Source organism: Novosphingobium sp., assembly GCF_037133355.1.
Lineage (GTDB): Bacteria > Pseudomonadota > Alphaproteobacteria > Sphingomonadales > Sphingomonadaceae > Novosphingobium.
In genome coordinates this window covers 36,135-52,884 of sequence record NZ_JBAXOI010000020.1, presented here as the reverse complement: position 1 = coordinate 52,884, position 16,750 = coordinate 36,135, and the positions used below count along the sequence as shown (strand labels likewise).

18 protein-coding genes and 1 tRNA gene are annotated in these 16,750 nt (G+C 66.3%); 14 read left to right on the top strand and 5 right to left on the bottom strand.

Features of this window, described 5'->3' with window-relative positions; all coding sequences use genetic code 11:
• Positions 1–74: 74 nt before the first annotated feature.
• The 6 genes from zwf (at position 75) to WCL10_RS17460 (ending at position 6,236) form a co-directional block, all read left to right on the top strand.
• Complete coding sequence (gene zwf, locus WCL10_RS17485) at positions 75–1,523, top strand: glucose-6-phosphate dehydrogenase (protein ID WP_336896926.1); 1,449 nt, start codon at positions 75–77, stop codon at positions 1,521–1,523.
• The gene (locus WCL10_RS17480; RefSeq protein ID WP_336896925.1) at positions 1,516–2,127 is read left to right on the top strand and encodes a 6-phosphogluconolactonase; all 612 of its coding nucleotides are present in this window, start codon (positions 1,516–1,518) and stop codon (positions 2,125–2,127) included. Before zwf ends, WCL10_RS17480 begins: the two co-directional genes overlap by 8 nt.
• Positions 2,127–3,947, top strand: coding sequence for a phosphogluconate dehydratase (gene edd, locus WCL10_RS17475; RefSeq protein WP_336896924.1), 1,821 nt, complete (start codon positions 2,127–2,129; stop codon positions 3,945–3,947). The genes WCL10_RS17480 and edd overlap by 1 nt, the downstream gene beginning before the upstream one ends.
• Before the next feature lie 57 nt (positions 3,948–4,004).
• On the top strand, positions 4,005–4,973 hold the full coding sequence (locus WCL10_RS17470; RefSeq protein ID WP_336896923.1) for a glucokinase: 969 nt from the start codon (positions 4,005–4,007) through the stop codon (positions 4,971–4,973).
• 93 nt (positions 4,974–5,066) lie between these two features.
• The gene (locus WCL10_RS17465) at positions 5,067–5,849 is read left to right on the top strand and encodes an enoyl-CoA hydratase-related protein (RefSeq protein WP_336896922.1); all 783 of its coding nucleotides are present in this window, start codon (positions 5,067–5,069) and stop codon (positions 5,847–5,849) included.
• Between the two features lie 15 nt (positions 5,850–5,864).
• Positions 5,865–6,236, top strand: a complete 372-nt coding sequence (locus WCL10_RS17460) for a tRNA-binding protein (protein ID WP_336896921.1) — start codon at positions 5,865–5,867, stop codon at positions 6,234–6,236.
• Here WCL10_RS17460 and aroB read toward each other — a convergent pair.
• Together aroB and WCL10_RS17450 are read right to left on the bottom strand one after the other, a co-directional pair.
• Entirely contained in the window at positions 6,233–7,342 is a 1,110-nt protein-coding gene (gene aroB / locus WCL10_RS17455; RefSeq protein WP_336896920.1) for a 3-dehydroquinate synthase, read from the bottom strand. The two genes, WCL10_RS17460 and aroB, sit on opposite strands and share 4 nt — an antisense overlap.
• On the bottom strand, positions 7,333–7,914 hold the full coding sequence (locus tag WCL10_RS17450) for a shikimate kinase (RefSeq protein WP_336896919.1): 582 nt from the start codon (positions 7,912–7,914) through the stop codon (positions 7,333–7,335). Before WCL10_RS17450 ends, aroB begins: the two co-directional genes overlap by 10 nt.
• A gap of 91 nt (positions 7,915–8,005) precedes the next feature.
• Between WCL10_RS17450 and WCL10_RS17445 the strand changes: the two genes are divergently transcribed.
• The 5 genes from WCL10_RS17445 to WCL10_RS17425 all read left to right on the top strand — a co-directional run bounded on the left by WCL10_RS17445 (position 8,006) and on the right by WCL10_RS17425 (position 13,592).
• On the top strand, positions 8,006–8,158 hold the full coding sequence (locus tag WCL10_RS17445) for a hypothetical protein (protein ID WP_336896918.1): 153 nt from the start codon (positions 8,006–8,008) through the stop codon (positions 8,156–8,158).
• A complete protein-coding gene (locus tag WCL10_RS17440) occupies positions 8,155–10,050 on the top strand; it encodes a hypothetical protein (RefSeq protein WP_336896917.1) in 1,896 nt (631 codons plus the stop codon). The genes WCL10_RS17445 and WCL10_RS17440 overlap by 4 nt, the downstream gene beginning before the upstream one ends.
• Positions 10,051–10,056: 6 nt before the next feature.
• Complete coding sequence (locus tag WCL10_RS17435; RefSeq protein ID WP_336896916.1) at positions 10,057–10,977, top strand: tyrosine recombinase; 921 nt, start codon at positions 10,057–10,059, stop codon at positions 10,975–10,977.
• A gap of 10 nt (positions 10,978–10,987) precedes the next feature.
• Positions 10,988–11,932 carry an acetyl-CoA carboxylase carboxyltransferase subunit alpha gene (locus tag WCL10_RS17430; RefSeq protein WP_336896915.1) on the top strand — a complete coding sequence of 315 codons (945 nt, stop codon included), beginning with the start codon at positions 10,988–10,990 and terminating at the stop codon, positions 11,930–11,932.
• A gap of 184 nt (positions 11,933–12,116) precedes the next feature.
• On the top strand, positions 12,117–13,592 hold the full coding sequence (locus WCL10_RS17425; RefSeq protein ID WP_336896914.1) for a M48 family metalloprotease: 1,476 nt from the start codon (positions 12,117–12,119) through the stop codon (positions 13,590–13,592).
• Between the two features lie 141 nt (positions 13,593–13,733).
• On the opposite strand, the gene WCL10_RS17420 is transcribed toward WCL10_RS17425, so the two are convergent.
• The 3 genes from WCL10_RS17420 to WCL10_RS17410 form a co-directional block, all read right to left on the bottom strand.
• Entirely contained in the window at positions 13,734–13,922 is a 189-nt protein-coding gene (locus tag WCL10_RS17420) for a Flp family type IVb pilin (RefSeq protein WP_336896913.1), read from the bottom strand.
• Positions 13,923–14,217: 295 nt separating this feature from the next.
• Positions 14,218–14,406 (bottom strand): Flp family type IVb pilin, encoded by a 189-nt coding sequence (locus WCL10_RS17415; protein WP_336896912.1) that lies wholly within the window; start codon positions 14,404–14,406, stop codon positions 14,218–14,220.
• A 219-nt stretch (positions 14,407–14,625) separates the two neighbouring features.
• Positions 14,626–14,802 (bottom strand): Flp family type IVb pilin, encoded by a 177-nt coding sequence (locus WCL10_RS17410; protein ID WP_336896911.1) that lies wholly within the window; start codon positions 14,800–14,802, stop codon positions 14,626–14,628.
• A gap of 64 nt (positions 14,803–14,866) precedes the next feature.
• On the opposite strand from WCL10_RS17410, the gene WCL10_RS17405 reads away from it, so the two are divergent.
• The 3 genes from WCL10_RS17405 (at position 14,867) to pdhA (ending at position 16,750) form a co-directional block, all read left to right on the top strand.
• Complete coding sequence (locus WCL10_RS17405; RefSeq protein ID WP_336896910.1) at positions 14,867–15,340, top strand: (deoxy)nucleoside triphosphate pyrophosphohydrolase; 474 nt, start codon at positions 14,867–14,869, stop codon at positions 15,338–15,340.
• Between the two features lie 15 nt (positions 15,341–15,355).
• A tRNA-Arg gene (locus WCL10_RS17400) sits at positions 15,356–15,432 on the top strand.
• 307 nt (positions 15,433–15,739) lie between these two features.
• Entirely contained in the window at positions 15,740–16,750 is a 1,011-nt protein-coding gene (gene pdhA / locus WCL10_RS17395) for a pyruvate dehydrogenase (acetyl-transferring) E1 component subunit alpha (protein ID WP_336896935.1), read from the top strand.

Genomic DNA, 16,750 nt, shown 5'->3' with positions numbered 1-16,750 from the left:
AATAGGGACCATTCGGGTCTAGGGGAACCTGGCGGGCCCTGCGTCGAGCAGCCCGGATGAGGAGTAAGCCGCCCATGGCCGTGACCAGCTGTTCCGCCCTGCTTCTGTTCGGCGCGACCGGCGATCTTTCGCGGCGCATGCTGCTGCCCTCGCTTTATGCCCTGCATGAGGACGGTCTGATCGATCCGACGCTACGGATAGTCGGCACCGCGCGTTCGGTCCACGACGATGCCGAGTTCCGTGAAATGGCCCGGGCTTCGCTCGAGGAATTCCTGCCTGCGGATCGCCGCGACGATACCAAGCTCGCCAGCTTCCTTGTGCGGCTCGAGTATCAGACGCTCGACGCCTCGAAGCCCGAAGGCTTTGCCGGCCTTGCCGAAAAGCTTGGCGACACCTCGTGCGGGCTCTCGATCTTCCTTTCGACCGCGCCCGCGCTGTTCGAGCCGACCATCGAGGGCCTGCGCCTCGCCGGGCTCGCCCATGAAGGCGTACGGATCGGTCTTGAAAAGCCGCTCGGCAATGATCTGGCCTCGAGCCGCCGGATCAACGATGCGGTCGCGGCGGGTTTCTCGGAAAGGCAGATTTTCCGCATCGATCACTATCTCGGCAAGGAGACGGTGCAGAACCTCCTCGCGCTGCGCTTTGCCAACATGATGTTCGAGCCCTTGTGGAACAGCGCCGGTATCGACCACGTCCAGATCACCGTCAGCGAAACCGTCGGCCTAGAAGGCCGCAAGGGCTTTTATGACGATACCGGCGGGCTGCGTGACATGGTGCAGAACCACATGCTCCAGCTGGTTGCGCTCACCGCGATGGAGCCACCGCTCGAATACGACGCGACCTCGATCCGCGACGAAAAGGTCAAGGTCCTGCGCGCGCTGCGCCCGGTGAAGGCGGAGGAAATGGTGCGCGGGCAATACCGCGCGGGGGCCGTTGGCGGCGGCGCAGTGACGGGCTACCTCGACGATCTTGGCGCTGCCTCGGACACCGAGACTTACGTCGCGATCAAGGCCCATGTCGACAACTGGCGCTGGCAGGGCGTGCCGTTCTACTTGCGCCACGGCAAGCGCCTCGCCGAGCGGCGCAGCGAGATTGTCGTCCAGTTCAAGCAGGTGCCGCACAACATCTTCACCCAGCGCGGCGGAAAACTCGCGGCCAACCGGCTCGTGATCCGCCTCCAGCCGGAGGAATATGTCCGCCTCCAGGTCATGGCCAAGGAACCAGGGCTTGATCGTGGCGGGATTGTGCTGCGCGAGGTCAATCTCGATCTCTCGCTCACCACCGCGTTTGCCAAGGCCCGCCGCCGTATCGCCTACGAGCGTCTGCTGCTCGATCTGATCGAGGGCGAGCAGACGCTGTTCGTGCGGCGTGACGAGGTCGAGGCGCAATGGACCTGGGTCGATGCGATTCGCCGCGTCTGGGCCGAAACTTCAATGGACGTTAAGCCCTATGCAGCGGGAAGCTGGGGGCCGAATGCCGGCATCGCGCTGACAGAACGCGATGGGAGAAGCTGGCATGACTGACGTCGTCTGGGCCTATCCCGGCGATGCCGGAGCGGTTGCCGCGCATGTCGCCCGCGTGATTGCGCGCCACGGCCCCAAACGGCTTGCATTCACGGGCGGCTCGACCCCGCTAAAGGTCTTCGCTCTTCTGGCGCAGCAGGGCCTCGATTGGTCGGACGTCACCATCACGCTCACCGATGATCGCCGCGTGCCCGATGATCACCCCGCCAGCAATTTCGGCAAGCTCAACGCCGCGCTGGGCGCCAGCGGCGCCGCCTTCGAGCGGCTTGAAGAAGGCATGGCGGTCCAGCCCTTCGATCTCGTATGGCTCGGCATGGGCGAGGACGGCCATATCGCCTCGCTGTTCCCGCATATGCACGCGCTCGTGCGCCCCGGCCCGAGCGTGATCGCCACCACACCGATCCCGCTGCCGCCCGAAGCCCCCTTCGATCGTCTCACGCTCAACAAGCGGGCGCTGAAAGCCACGCGCGAGATCATCCTTGTTGTCACCGGCGCGAGCAAGAAGGCGCTGCTTGAGCAGGTCCTCGCCGGCTCGGACGCTTATCCGGTCTCCGATATCCTCCGCGGTTACGGACCGCCCGTCACGATCTACTGGAGCGAATGATGCCTCTCGACCCCACAGTCGCCAAGGTTACCGACCGGATCGTAGCGCGCTCGGCGCAAACGCGGGCCGCCTACCTCGATCTCATTGCCCGCGCCCGCGATGCCGGTGTCAACCGTGACGTGCTGTCCTGCGGCAATCTTGCCCATGGTTTTGCGGCCGCGGGCGAGGACAAGGCAACGCTGCGCGGCGGCCGGGCGCTCAATATCGGTGTGATCACCGCCTACAACGACATGCTCTCGGCCCATCAGCCCTATGGCCGCTACCCCGAGCAGATCAAGATCTTCGCCCGTGAAGTGGGCGCGACGGCGCAGGTCGCGGGCGGCGTTCCCGCGATGTGCGACGGCGTGACGCAAGGGCAAGCTTCGATGGAACTGTCGCTGTTCAGCCGCGACAATATCGCCATGGGTACCGCCGTCGGCCTCAGCCACGGGATGTACGAGGCCGCGCTGCTGCTTGGCATCTGCGACAAGATCGTCCCCGGCCTCCTCATCGGCGCGCTGCGCTTCGGCCACTTGCCGACAATCCTCGTGCCCGCCGGGCAGATGGCCTCGGGCCTCCCTAACAAGGAAAAGCAGCGCATCCGCCAGCTCTATGCCGAAGGCAAGGCGACGCGGGACGAACTCCTCGAAAGCGAGAGCGCTAGCTACCACTCGGCGGGCACCTGCACCTTCTACGGCACCGCCAATTCCAACCAGATGATGATGGAAATGATGGGCCTCCACATGCCCGGCGCCAGCTTCGTCAATCCCGGCACCAAGCTGCGCCAGGAACTGACCCGCGCCGCCGTTCACCGCGTGGCACAGATCGGATGGGACGGTGAGGATTATCGGCCGCTGGGCCACTGCGTCGATGAAAAAGCCATCGTCAACGCCATCGTCGGTCTGCTTGCAACCGGCGGTTCGACCAACCACGTCATCCATCTCCCCGCCATCGCCCGCGCTGCCGGGGTTCAGATCGACTGGGACGACATGGACGAGCTCTCCCGCGCAGTTCCCCTGATCACCAGCATCTATCCCAACGGTTCGGGCGATGTGAACGGCTTTGCCGAAGCGGGCGGCATGCCGTTCGTGATCCGCGAACTGGTCGAGGCCGGGCTTGCCCACGGCGATATTCGCACTGTCTACGGCACCTCGCTGCTTGAGGGCGCGCAGCAGCCCATGCTGGAAGGTGATGCGCTGCGCTGGGAGCCCGCGCCAGCGCAAACCCTGAACCCGGCCATGCTGCGCCCCGTCGCCGAACCGTTCCAGCCAGAGGGCGGCCTGCGCCTCGTCCACGGCAACCTTGGCCGAGGCACGATCAAGGTCAGCGCGGTCGATCGTTCGCGCTGGACGATCGAGGCGCCGTGCCGCGTGTTCGCTGAACAGAACGACGTGATCAAGGCCTTCAAGGCGGGTGAGCTGGAACGCGATGTCATCGTCGTCGTGCGCTTCCAGGGCCCCGCCGCCAACGGCATGCCCGAACTGCACAAACTCACCCCGTCGCTCGGCGTACTGCAGGACCGTGGCTTTCGCGTCGCGCTCGTCACCGATGGCCGCATGTCGGGCGCTTCGGGCAAAGTCCCCGCTGCGATCCACGTTTCGCCCGAAGCGAAGAAGGGCGGCGCGCTGGCGCTGCTGAGGGATGGCGACATTGTGCGCGTCTGCGCCGAGAGCGGCGAACTGGTGGCACTTGTGGATGAGACCGAATGGTCCGCGCGCCAACCTGCCGAGGCTCCGGCGGAGGAAATGGGCGTCGGCCGCGAGCTTTTCGCCATGATGCGCCACTTTGCCGATCCCGCCGAGCGCGGTGGTTCGGCCATGCTGGCCTTGGGCGGGCTTTGAGGGCAGGATAACTGGACCGGCGAAACAGCCGGACGAACACCAAGGGGGAGAGCAGGCATGCAATTGGTCGCAGTCGACATCGGCGGTACGCACGCGCGCTTTGCTCTTGCCGAAGTGGCCGAAGGGCGCGTCACTCATCTGGGCGAAGCGGTCACACTCAAGACCGCCGATCACCCAAGCTTCCAGCTCGCCTGGGAGGAATTTGCCCGCCTCTCCGGCGGCACGCTGCCACCCGCTGTTGCCATCGCCGTTGCGGGGCCGGTGGGGGGCGAGATCATCCGCTTCACCAACAACCCCTGGATCATCCGCCCCGCGCTGATCCCGGACAAGCTCGGCGCGCCGCGTTTCGTCGTGGTCAACGATTTCGCGGCCGTCGCCCATGCCGTGGCGCAGGCCGATGAAGCGCATCTCCTCCACTTGAGCGGACCCGATGTGCCGCTTCCCGAGGAAGGCACGATCAGCGTTGTCGGCCCTGGCACCGGCCTTGGCGTCGCACAGCTCTGGCGCCAGCGCGGCGCTTATCGCGTGCAGCCCACCGAGGGCGGCCACATCGATTTCGCCCCGCTCGACAAGATCGAGGACGCGATTCTTGCGCGCCTGCGCGGGCGGCACCGCCGGGTATCGGCTGAACGTGTCGTCGCGGGCCCCGGGATTGTCGATATCTACGAAACGCTCGCCGCGATCGAGGGCAGGGCGATCACCACGCTTACCGACAAGGAGCTGTGGGCACTTGGCACCAGCGGGGAAGACAGCCTCGCCGCCGCCGCGGTGGACCGCTTCTGCCTTTCGCTCGGCAGCGTCGCGGGCGATCTTGCGCTCGCACACGGAGCGAGCGCGCTTGTCATGGCGGGCGGACTTGGCCTGCGGATAAAGGATTCGCTGATCCGCTCCGGTTTTGCCGAGCGCTTCTGCGCAAAGGGCCGCTTCGAGGGCCTTATGGCGGCGATTCCGGTCAAGCTCATCACCCACCCGCAGCCCGGCCTGTTCGGTGCTGCTGCCGCTTTTGCGCAGGCGCACGCCGGCTGATAAGCTGTTTTACGAGGGACGCCGGATGGACCTTGCCAAGCCCGTCCGGCTCGCTTAGCCATGCCTTAACCGAGCGATTAAGGAAAAACAGCGATGTCCTATGAAACGATCCGCGTCGAAAATGTCGGCCTTGTCCGCCGCATCGTCCTCAACCGGCCCGAGCGGCTCAATGCCTGCCCGCCGAACATGGCGGTTGAAATCGGCGACGCGCTTTATGACCTCGAAGGCGCGCGCTGCGTCCTCATCACCGGCGAGGGTCGCGCATTCTGCTCGGGCGCCGATCTTGCCGCTTCAGGCTCGCGCAGCATCGCGGGAGGCGCGGGCAGCTACAAGGCGCTGACAGAGCATTACAATCCAATGATCGCCAAGCTTTCGCGTCTGCCGGTCCCGCTCGTCACCGCCGTCAACGGCGCCGCCGCCGGTGTCGGTTGCTCGATTGCGCTGATGGGCGATTTCGTGCTCGCGGCGAAGAGCGCTTATTTCCTTCAGGCATTCGTCAATATCGGCCTCGTGCCCGATGGCGGCGCAAGCTGGGTGCTCCCCCGCCTGATCGGCAAGGCCCGCGCCACGCAGATGATGATGCTGGGCGAGCGCGTTCCTGCTGAAAAGGCCGAGGACTGGGGCATGATCTACAAAGCGGTCGATGATGCCGCGCTGGCCGACGAAGCCATGGCTCTGGCCGAACGCCTCGCCAGCGGCCCAACCGTGGCGCTGGGCACGATGCGCCAGAACCTTGCCCGCGCGCTTGAAACCGATCTTCCGGCTGCGCTCCTGATCGAGGCCGAAGGCCAGTGGAAAGCGGGCGACAGCAGCGATTCCAAGGAAGGCATCAAGGCCTTCCTCGAAAAGCGCAAAGCCGAATTCACCGGTCGGTAATCTGGGGGCAACCGAGTGCATCTCGAACACGATCCGGCAGCCCCTGCGGCAGACCTCATCGGCTTTGACGAGTTCCTCAAGGTCGATATCCGGATGGGCACGATCGTCAGCGCCGAACCCTACCCCGAAGCGCGCAAGCCGAGCATCAAGCTCGCCATCGACTTCGGGGAGGGCATCGGTGTTAAGCGTTCGAGCGCCCAGATCGCCGCGCTTTATGCGCCGGAGGAACTGATCGGCCGCCAGGTCGCGGCGGTGGTCAACTTCCCGCCGCGCCAGATCGGCAAGATGATGTCCGAAGTCCTCACCGTCGGCTTCCCCGACGAGGAGGGCCGGGTCGTCCTCTTCGCGCTCGACCGCAAGGTGCCCAACGGCGCCCGGCTGTTCTAGCCCCGCACTAGTTCCGCATCGAGAAACGCGGCGACGTCCGCAAGATCCACGTCCTTGGCGAGGAACGTCTGCCCGATGCCGCGCATCAGCAGGAAGGGCAGCGTGCCCGCATCCATCTTCTTGTCGTGCAGCATATGCGCGGTCAGCGCCGCGCCGTCGCAGTCCATGCCCAGCGCGCTGATCGCCGACGGCAGCCCCGCCGCTGCGATATGTGCCGCGACCCGCTCGGCATCCTGCCCGTTCATCAACCCGCGCCGCACCGAATAACGCGCCGCCAGCACCATGCCGAGCGCCACGCCTTCGCCGTGCAGCAACCGGTCCGAAAAGCCGGTCTCGGCTTCCAGTGCGTGCCCGAAGGTGTGCCCCAGATTGAGCAGCGCGCGCAGGCCAAGCGTTTCCTTCTCGTCCGCCGCCACGATCCGCGCCTTGGCCGCCACGCTTGAAGCAATCGCATGCTCGCGCGCCGAAGCATCGCCAGCCAGCAGTGCAGCCCCGTCCGCCTCGCACCAGTCGAAGAACGCGGCGTCGTCGATCAGCCCGTACTTCACGACTTCCGCATATCCCGCGCGTGTCTCGCGCGGCGGCAGAGTATCCAGCGCCAGGGGATCGGCCAGCACCAGAACCGGCTGATGAAATGCGCCGACCAGGTTCTTGCCCGCCGAAGTGTTGATGGCAGTCTTCCCGCCGACGCTTGAATCGACCTGCGCCAGCAGAGTCGTCGGCATCTGGATAAAGCCGCAGCCGCGCTTCACCATCGAGGCGGCAAAGCCTGTCAGGTCGCCGATCACGCCGCCGCCGAGGGCGATCACGCTGTCCTTGCGCTCGACGCCCTGTTCGAGCAGCCAGTCTGCAGTCTTCGCGAGAAATTCCCAGCTCTTGGTCGCCTCGCCCGCAGGCAGAACCAGCCATTCACTGCGGATGCTTTCCGCCCCCAGCGAAGCCTCGACCGGCCCGCGCCATGCCGCTGCAACGTGCTCGTCGGTCACCACCGCCACCTTGCTGCCGCGAATGAAGGGACGGCAGTGCTTGCCGGCCGCCGCCAGCAGCCCGGCTTCGATCCGCACCTCATAGGGCGCACCGGCGATGTTGACGGGGATCACAGCCATGCGTCGATTGCCTTCAGAATGCTCAGCGCGGTCGCCTGGTGGGGTTGGTTGCTGCTGGTGATGTGGATCGGCGCCTCCGCATACGCTGGTGCGCGCTCGGCCTTGAGCCTGGAGAGAATCTCGCGCGGGTCGCCGGTTCTGAGCAGCGGCCGGTTGCCTTTGCGGCCGACGCGCGCGACGAGCGTATCGACATCGCTGTCGAGCCAGACGGCGATCGCGCGCCGCAGGATCAGGGCCCGCGTTTCGGGATCGACAAAGGCGCCGCCGCCGGTTGCCAGCACGCGGCGCACCGGCGCGCCATCCTCGCCCACCAGCCTGGCGATCACGCGCCGCTCGCCGCTGCGGAAATAGGCCTCGCCGAAGTGCGCGAAGATTTCCGGGATCGACATCTGCGCGGCGCGCTCGATCTCCTCGTCGGCATCGCAGAACGGAATGTTGAGCATGGCCGAAAGCTTGCGCCCCACCGTTGTCTTACCCACGCCCATCATGCCGACGAGCACGATCGGCCGGTCGATCCGCGCGGAAAGGCGCGTGATCGCGGTTGAAGAAAGGGCGTCGTCGTCGTGCTCCATTGCCGCGCCGCCTATACTTGCGCTAGGGCCAGTGCAAGCGCCGTAGCGGCGCCTTTCAGGGAGCAGGGGGCTCAGCCTCGGGAGCACTTGGGTGAATGCGCGTTTCAGTTCCGTAATCTGGGCGGGTGGCGGCCTTGTGCTGGCCTTGGTGGCAATTCTGGTGGTGGCATGGATCATGGGTGATGCGCAGCCGACGCGCTGGATAGAAACGCCTGTCGCGACCCCCGCAAAGGCCGGGGCATGAGAGCGCGCCTGCGGCTCGTGCTGCTGGCCTGCGCCGCGCTCGCCGGGCTTTCCGGCGTCGTCGCGGCGCAGGAATCGCTGCTGCCCCCGGGCTTTGACGACAAACCCGCGCCGCCCCCGCGCAAGCCCCCGCCTGCCGCCCCGCGCCCGGGCAACACAACTGCTCCGGCCCCCGCGCGCACCCCGGCGCCCGCTGTCGTCCAGATCCAGCGCCCGGCCTCCTCGGCGACGCCGCAGGTGGTGGCCGTTCCTCAGGTTCAGCCTTTGCCGGACGGGGCCGCGCCGCCCGCCGTTGCCGCCGCTGCCGGGCGCGATCCGCTTGCCGATATAGATCCGGCGCTGATCGACCAGCTCGTCGCCAGCTCCAAGCCGCGCGCCGATATCCCGCCCCAGGCGCAGCGCAGCCTCGCGCGCGTGGGCTTCCTCGATCAAGCCGATGGCGGCCTGCCTGCGGTTTCGAGCCACTACCTCAACGGCCCCTTCGTTGCGGGCCTGCTCACGAACATGCGCGGCGAGTTCGTCTCGCGCTGGGGCCACATCCTCATGCGCCGGGCGCTGGCTAGCCGGCTCGACACGCCGGTGGGCATGAACGGCGCCGATTGGGCGGCGATGCGCGCCCAGTTGCTGCTGCGCATGGGCGAGGTCGATGCCGCCCGCGCCATGGTGCAAGAGGTCGACAACGGCTTCTACACCCGAGGGCTTGAGGACGCGGCCATGGGGAGCTTCCTCGCCGCCGCCGATCCTGTCGGCTTGTGCCCGGTCACTGCGCTTACCGCGGCGGGCCGCCCGGGCTGGGACTGGGCACTGACCCGCGCGATCTGCACCGCCTTCACCGGCGGCGAGGGCGCGCCCGCGCTCGCCGTGCTCGACAACGCGATGCGCCGCGGCCTTGCTGCCAAGGTCGACATTCTCCTTGCGCAGAAATTCGCCGGGGCCGCATCGCAAGGGCACCGCGCCGTCAAGATCGAATGGGACGGGGTCGACAGCCTCACCCCTTGGCGCACCGGGCTTGCGCTCGCCACGGGAATCGAGCCGCCCGAAGCCCTGCGCAAGCAGGCCGGCGCCGCCTATGCCGTTCTGGCGGTTCGCGCGCCGATGCTCCCGCTCACCGCTCGGGCCGAGGCAGCCGATATTGCCGCAGAGCGCGGCATTCTCTCCGCGGCCGCGATGGTCGATCTCTACAGCGAGATCCACGCGCTGGACGAGCCCGACCGCACATGGGGCCCGCTCGCCGACGCACTGCGCAGCGCCTATCTGGCGCAGGCCGCCGCTGACCGCCTTGCCGCGATCCGCACGCTGTGGGGCGATGCCAGCGATCCCGACCGCGCCTATTCGCGTCTCGTGCTCACCGCCTATACCGCCGCGCGCATCAGCCCCGATGCAAGCCTTGCCGGGGATGCTAAGGCGCTCATCGCCTCGATGCTCACTGCCGGGCTCGATCGCAACGCGCTGCGCTGGGGCCCGGTCGTGCCGGTCGGAAGCGAGGCCTGGGGCCTCATCGCGCTGTCCGCTCCGGCCAAGCTTGCCGCGATCACCAGCGATACCCTTGGCCGTTTCCAGTCGGATGACAGCAGCGCCGGGGGCCTGCGCTCGCGCTTCCTCCTTGCCGGGTTGATGGGCCTTGGTCGGGTCGATCCGCAAACCGCCCGCGCCTTTGCCGATACGTTGAAGCTCGACCTTGCGCGCGAGACGCGCTGGACCCGCGCGATCGATGCCGCTGCGGCGTCTGAAAACCCTGCGCTGGTTGCGCTGCTGGCCGGCTTTGGCATGCAGGGCAGCGGGTGGGACAAGATGACCCCGCTTCATCTCTACCACATCATTGCCGCGCTGCGCCGAGCCGGGCTGGAGGGTGAGGCCCGGATGATCGCGGCGGAGGCCGTGGCGCGGGTCTGACGGCGCGTGACGCGCCCCGATCCGATCGACGCCTTCCTCGCCATGCTGGCGGCCGAGCGCGGTGCCGCCGCGAACACGCTGAGTGCCTATGGCCGCGATCTGCGCGCCGCGCGCGCCGAGATCGGAGATCTTGTCGCAGCTGACAGCGCCGAACTTTCCAGTCTGGCCGAGGCCTGGCGCGCGCTTGCTCCCTCAAGCCTCGCGCGGAAGGCTTCGGCCTTGCGCCAGTTCTATGCCTTCCTGCAGGACGAGGGGCTGCGCGCTGATGATCCCTCGGGAGCGCTTCCCCGGCCAAAGAGCCGGCGCCCGCTTCCGCGCCTGCTTGGCCACGCCGAGATTGCCGCTCTGTTCGCCTGCGCCGAGGAATGCGCCGCTGCGGGGAAGGGGGAGAGCGCGCGCCTGCTTGCGCTGGTCGAACTGCTCTACGGTTCGGGCCTGCGGGCCACCGAGCTTGTCTCGTTGCCACTGGCTGCAGTCCCGCGCGATGCGCCGTTCCTGATGATAACCGGCAAGGGCGGCCAGCAGCGCATGGTTCCGGTGAGCCAGCGGGCGAGCACCGCACTGACCCGCTGGCTTGCCGTGCGCGCCGGGGGTGGGCGTTGGGTTTTTCCCAGCCCGCGGGGCGGCCACCTCACGCGGGTGCGCTTGTTCCAACTGCTGCGCGAGCTGGCCATGCGCGCCGGGATCGATCCCGAAAAAGTCAGCCCCCACGTGCTGCGCCACGCCTTTGCAACGCACCTCCTCGAAGGCGGCGCGGACTTGCGCGTGCTGCAGACGCTGCTTGGTCACGCCGATATCGCGACCACCCAGATCTACACCCACGTAGACTCCGCGCGGCTTGTCGCACTCGTCAATGCGCGGCATCCCCTTGGCGCGGCGGCGCAAAACAAGGCGCCAGAGGTTGACCAGAACGCCGCTCAGTCCTAGCGCGGCGCGGATGATTTCCTATCTCGAATTCGAAAAGCCGATCGCCGCGCTCGAGGCGCGCATTGCCGAGCTGCGCGAAACCGCGCAGTCCGGTGCGCTCGACATCTCGGCTGAGATTCGCCGGCTTGAGGGCAAGTCGGCCGAGCTTCTTGCAAGCACATACCGCTCGCTCACGCCGTGGCAGAAGACGCAGGTCGCCCGCCACCCCGCGCGGCCTCATTTCCGCGACTACGTCGCGCGCGCCTTTGCCGACTTCATGCCGCTTGGCGGAGACCGCAAGTTCGGCGAGGACAATGCCATCGTCGGCGGCTTCGCCACACTCGAAGGCCGCGCGATCATGCTGATCGGCCACGAGAAGGGCCATGACACACAGAGCCGCATCCGCCACAACTTCGGGATGGGCAAGCCGGAGGGCTATCGCAAGGCGGTGCGCCTGATGGAACTGGCGGGCCGCTTCGGCCTTCCGGTCGTAACGCTCGTCGATACCTCGGGCGCCTTTCCGGGCGTGGAAGCCGAGGAACGTGGCCAGGCCGAGGCAATCGCGCGCAGCACAGAGGCATGCCTAGCGCTCGGCGTACCAATGGTCGCCGCGATCGTGGGCGAGGGCGGCTCGGGCGGCGCGGTGGCGCTGGCCAGTGCCGAGCGGGTGCTCATGTTCGAACATGCGGTCTATTCGGTGATCTCGCCCGAAGGCTGCGCTTCGATACTGTGGCGCACGGCCGAGAAGGCGCCGGAAGCGGCCGAGGCGATGAAGATGACCGCGCAGGACCTGCTCGGTCTCGGCGTGATCGACAGGATCGTGCCCGAACCCGTCGGCGGGGCGCACCGCGATGGGCAGGCGGCAGCGCTGGCGCTGGGTAAGGCAATCGGCGAGGAACTGGCCGCGCTTGCCGGAAAGCCTGCCGACACCCTGCGCGCCCTGCGCGCCGAGCGGTTCCTGCGCATCGGCGCCTGAGCCGCCGTTACCGCAAGCGGGGCCAGCCAGTAATCGGGGACAGTCCCCACTTATTTTGTGCCCCTCTTTTTGACCGCAATTGGCTCTGGCCATTCCCCGACGAGGCTGGCTAAACTGGCCTGACGTCAGCCGTAGCGCCGAGCTCCCAAGCCGTCGGCGCACAGCGGCATGAGGGGGAGACACCATGACCAATCGTCCGTTCCGCGCTGTCCTGCTCGCTGCCGGTGCTTGCGGCCTCGTGCTGGCAGGGCCGGCCGTGCCAACTTCGCGGGTCGGCGCGCAAGGCACCGTCGCCACCATCAGCGCCTCCGACAAGGCTGAAGGCGCCAAGGCCCATCCGCAGCTTCTCAGCGAATTCGGCGGCGCGGTGACCGGTCCGCAGGCGGTCTATGTCGAAAGCGTGGGCAAGACGATCGCGCTGCAATCGGGCCTCGGCAACGCGCGCAGCGATTTCACCGTCACTTTGCTCAACTCACCGGTCAACAACGCTTTCGCGATCCCCGGCGGCTATGTCTACGTCACCCGCCAGCTTGTCGCGTTGATGAACAACGAGGCCGAACTGGCCGGTGTGCTCGGGCACGAAGTCGGCCATGTCGCCGCGCGCCATGCGTCCAAGCGCCAGAGCGCGGCGACGCGCAATACGATCCTCGGCGTGCTCGGCTCGGTGCTGGCGGGCGCGGTGCTGGGCAATTCGGCGATTGGTCAGCTCGGACAGAAGCTGTTTTCCACCGGCAGCCAGCTTCTCACGCTCAAGTATTCGCGCGGGCAGGAGAGCGAGGCGGATTCGCTCGGCGTCGCGTATCTGCGGCGCGCCGGCTATGATCCGCGGGCGATGGGTACGGTGCTGCGCAGCCTCGCCCAGCAGACCGCGCTCGACGCACAGCTTACCGGCACGACCGACAAGGTGCCGGAATGGGCCAGCACCCACCCCGATCCCGCCTCGCGCGTTACCGCCGCGCTCGCGCTTGCCGGCACCAATGCCAAAGGAATGACGAACCGCGACCAGTTCCTCACCCGGGTCGATGGCCTCACCTATGGGGATGATCCGAAGCAGGGCGTGGTCAACGGGCGCAAGTTCGTCCAGCCGACCTTCCGCCTGGCGTTCGAGGCACCGCAGGGGTTCTATCTTGTCAACGGTGCTCGCTCTGTCGCGATCAGCGGCCAGTCGGGCAAGGGCGAGCTTGCCACTGGGCCTTACTCCGGCGATCTGGCCGCCTATATCCGCACGGTCTTTGCAGGGCTCTCGGATCAGCAGCGGCTTGTGCCGGAATCGATCCGCACCACCACGGTGAACGGCATCCCGGCCGCCTACGGCGTCGTGCGCACCAACACCAGCGACGGCACGCGCGATATCGTGGTCTATGCCTATGCCTGGAGCCCGTCGCAGGCGTTCCACTTCACCACGATCAGCGCAGCGGGGCAGGCGGGGGCCTTCGAGCCGATGTTTGCCTCGATGCGCCGTATCACCATCGGCGAGGCTGGTGCAGTGCGGGCGCGGCATCTGGCGGTCGTCACCGTGAAGAAGGGCGAGACGTTGCAGACGCTCGCGGCGCGCATGGCTTATGACGACCGGCCGCTCGACCGGTTCCTTGTGCTCAATGGCCTCGATGCCTCAAGCCGGCTCGTGCCCGGTTCGCGCGTGAAGCTCATCGTCTACTGAAAACACGGCAAATCGATACAGACCCGAAGGCGCGGCGTTCCGATGCGGCTTGCCGCCCCACGGGTCGATCACGCAAGCAAGGAACGGGGATGAGGAGAACCGCATCCCCGCTCCTTGCTCGCAGCTTCGACTCTGTCGCTGTTAGAACGGACCCTTGCCGTCCTGGGCGTTGCTCATCTTGGTCGAAATCTGGGTGAAGGTGTTCGACAGCGAGTTGCCGAGCGCGCCCATCGCGACGATGGCACCGGTGGCGACAAGCGCGGCAATCAGACCGTATTCGATAGCCGTTGCGCCAGCCTTGTCGGCCATTATTTTGCGAATGAGCGTCATGACGATAGTATCTCCTGCGCGCGGAACAGCTGTGCGGCAACCGGAAAGACTGCCTCCGACCCCCCGGTCGATCCCGCAAACCCTGCGAAAATAGCTATCAATCCCTGCCAAACGATTAAGTACGCCGCTTTACGCGCCAGGAATATAACTGCGGCGGCAGGGCGATCGCGCTCATTGACGTTTTTGCACCGATCATCGCAACTTGCCGGCCGCCGCCTTGATCACGCACGTGAAAATAGGGGGTGTGGAAGAACCACACCCCCGTTTACTTCTGCGGGCCAGAGACCGATCGTCCCTAGAACGGGCCCTTGCCGTCCTGGGCGTTGCTCATCTTGGTCGAAACCTGAGTGAACGTGTTCGAAAGCGCGTTGCCAAGCGCGCCCATCGCCGTGATGGCGGCGACGGCGATCAGCGCGGCGATCAAGCCGTACTCGATTGCAGTGGCGCCTTGCTCATCCCGGAGCAGTGTTTTGAAAAGCGTCATGCCAATGCTCCTCCACCTGGTGAATCGCTTCACCTTCGTGCTCATTCTCAGCATGCGACCCCCCGGTCCCACGAACGAGCGGGTGTAAAAATATCCGGCATTTCCTGATAAATCGTAAAGCCGCACGGCTGCGGTGGCGGATTCGCCGTGCGGTCCGCGCATTTTGCAATGCGCGGTTTGCACATGGCGGGCCTTTCGAAAGTCGCGGAGTTTGGAGCGCTATTTCTTGCCGTTCTGGACGTTGGTGTCGATTGCTTCGTAGAGCAGGAACAGCGAATTAACGAAAGCGCTCATGCCAAAGAACATTGTCATCGCGATCACGCCGATCAGCAGGCCATATTCGATGGCTGTGGCACCCGTCTTGTCCACCAGCGGCTTGCGGACAAAGTCCCACATTGATCGGATGCCTCCTGTCCGCTTCCTCGCAGACACTTAGCTGTACGAGGCTAACAAAGGATAAATGGTTTTGACTCCACTGGAAAAGGCACCGACATGTCTCATCGTTGTGGCCTTGGCCCTGATCGACGAGGCGGGCCGGGTGCTGATGCAGCGTCGGCCGGAGCACCGCGCCCACGGCGGCCTCTGGGAATTTCCGGGCGGCAAGGTCGAGCCGGGCGAGGCACCCGCCGCCGCGCTGGTGCGCGAATGCGCCGAAGAGCTTGGCATCGCGCTGGCCGAGGCGAACCTTGCACCGCTCAGCTTTGCTGAAGGCACGCTCGGGGAGGGCAGTCGGCCCATTCTCTTGCTGCTCTATGCCTGCCACCAGAGGGTGGGTGAGCCGGTCTGCGAGCCCGGCGCTCTTCTGCAATGGACGCAGCCGGAAGACCTTGCCGCGCTGCCAATGCCCCCGCTCGATGTCCCGCTGGCTGCCGCGCTCGTCACCTATCTCAAAAATGCTGCAATAGGGCTTGCCAACCCCGGAACGCGCTTCTAAAGGCGCCTCTCCCACGCACCCGTAGCTCAGCTGGATAGAGCATCAGACTACGAATCTGAGGGTCGGGCGTTCGAATCGCTCCGGGTGCACCATTTTCCCACATCGCTGCAATTCTGCTCCGGGCCGCTTGGCCAGGGGGCGGATTGCGCGCGTGCGGTGCCGGCGGAATAGGTATCCAAAGAGCCTTGGCCGTTGCGGATTTCAGGCACTTGGTCCTATAGCGGCCTTGCGGCACGGCTCGTGCCGTACCGACCGTGCCCTCCCCAGGCTGCCACATAAGGAAATCCTGCATTGGCCCAGTCCGCCAGGCCGCGCGCCACCAAAGCGCCCAAGCCCAAAGCCGCCGAAGCTCCCGCCGCTGTCCCCGGCGCCGCTCCGGAAGATGAAGCTTCCTTCGCGCTGCGCAGCCTCCAGCAGGCCCACGCCAACAACAAGCGCTATGACGCGAGCGATGCGGAACTGCTCCATTTCTACGAACAGATGGTGCTCATTCGCCGCTTCGAGGAAAAGGCTGGCCAGCTTTACGGCCTCGGCCTGATCGGCGGCTTCTGCCATCTCTACATCGGCCAGGAAGCGGTCGCGGTCGGCCTGCAGTCCGCTCTGAACGAGGGCAACGACAGCGTCATCACCGGCTACCGCGATCACGGGCACATGCTGGCCTACGGCATTGATCCCAAGGTGATCATGGCCGAACTCACCGGGCGCGGTGCGGGCATCAGCCGCGGCAAGGGCGGCTCGATGCACATGTTCTCGACCGACCACAAGTTCTACGGCGGCCATGGCATCGTCGGCGCGCAGGTGCCGCTGGGCGCGGGCCTTGCCTTCGCGCACAAGTACCGCGGCGATGGCGGCGTGTGCATGGCTTATTTCGGCGACGGCGCGGCCAACCAGGGCCAGGTCTACGAAACCTTCAACATGGCCGCCCTGTGGCAGCTTCCCATCATCTTCGTTGTTGAAAACAACGGCTACGCCATGGGCACTGCGGTCAAGCGCGGTTCGGCCGAAACGCACTTCCACCGCCGCGGCACGGGCTTCCGCATCCCCGGCATGGACGTCAACGGCATGGACGTGCTCGAAGTGCGCGCCGCCGCTGAAGTTGCGCTCGAATATGTCCGCGCCGGCAATGGCCCGGTGCTGATGGAGCTCAACACCTATCGCTATCGCGGCCACTCGATGTCGGACCCGGCCAAGTACCGCAGCCGTGAGGAAGTGCAGGAAATGCGCGACCACCACGATCCCATCGAAGGCGCCAAGCAGGACCTGCTGCGCCGGGGCGTGAGCGAGGACGCGATCAAGGCCATCGACAAGAAGATCCGCCAGATCGTCGCAGAAGCCGCCGATTTCGCGGAAAGCTCGCCCGAGCCCGCCACCCCTGAACTCTATACCGACGTGCTGGTGGGGACCTACTGA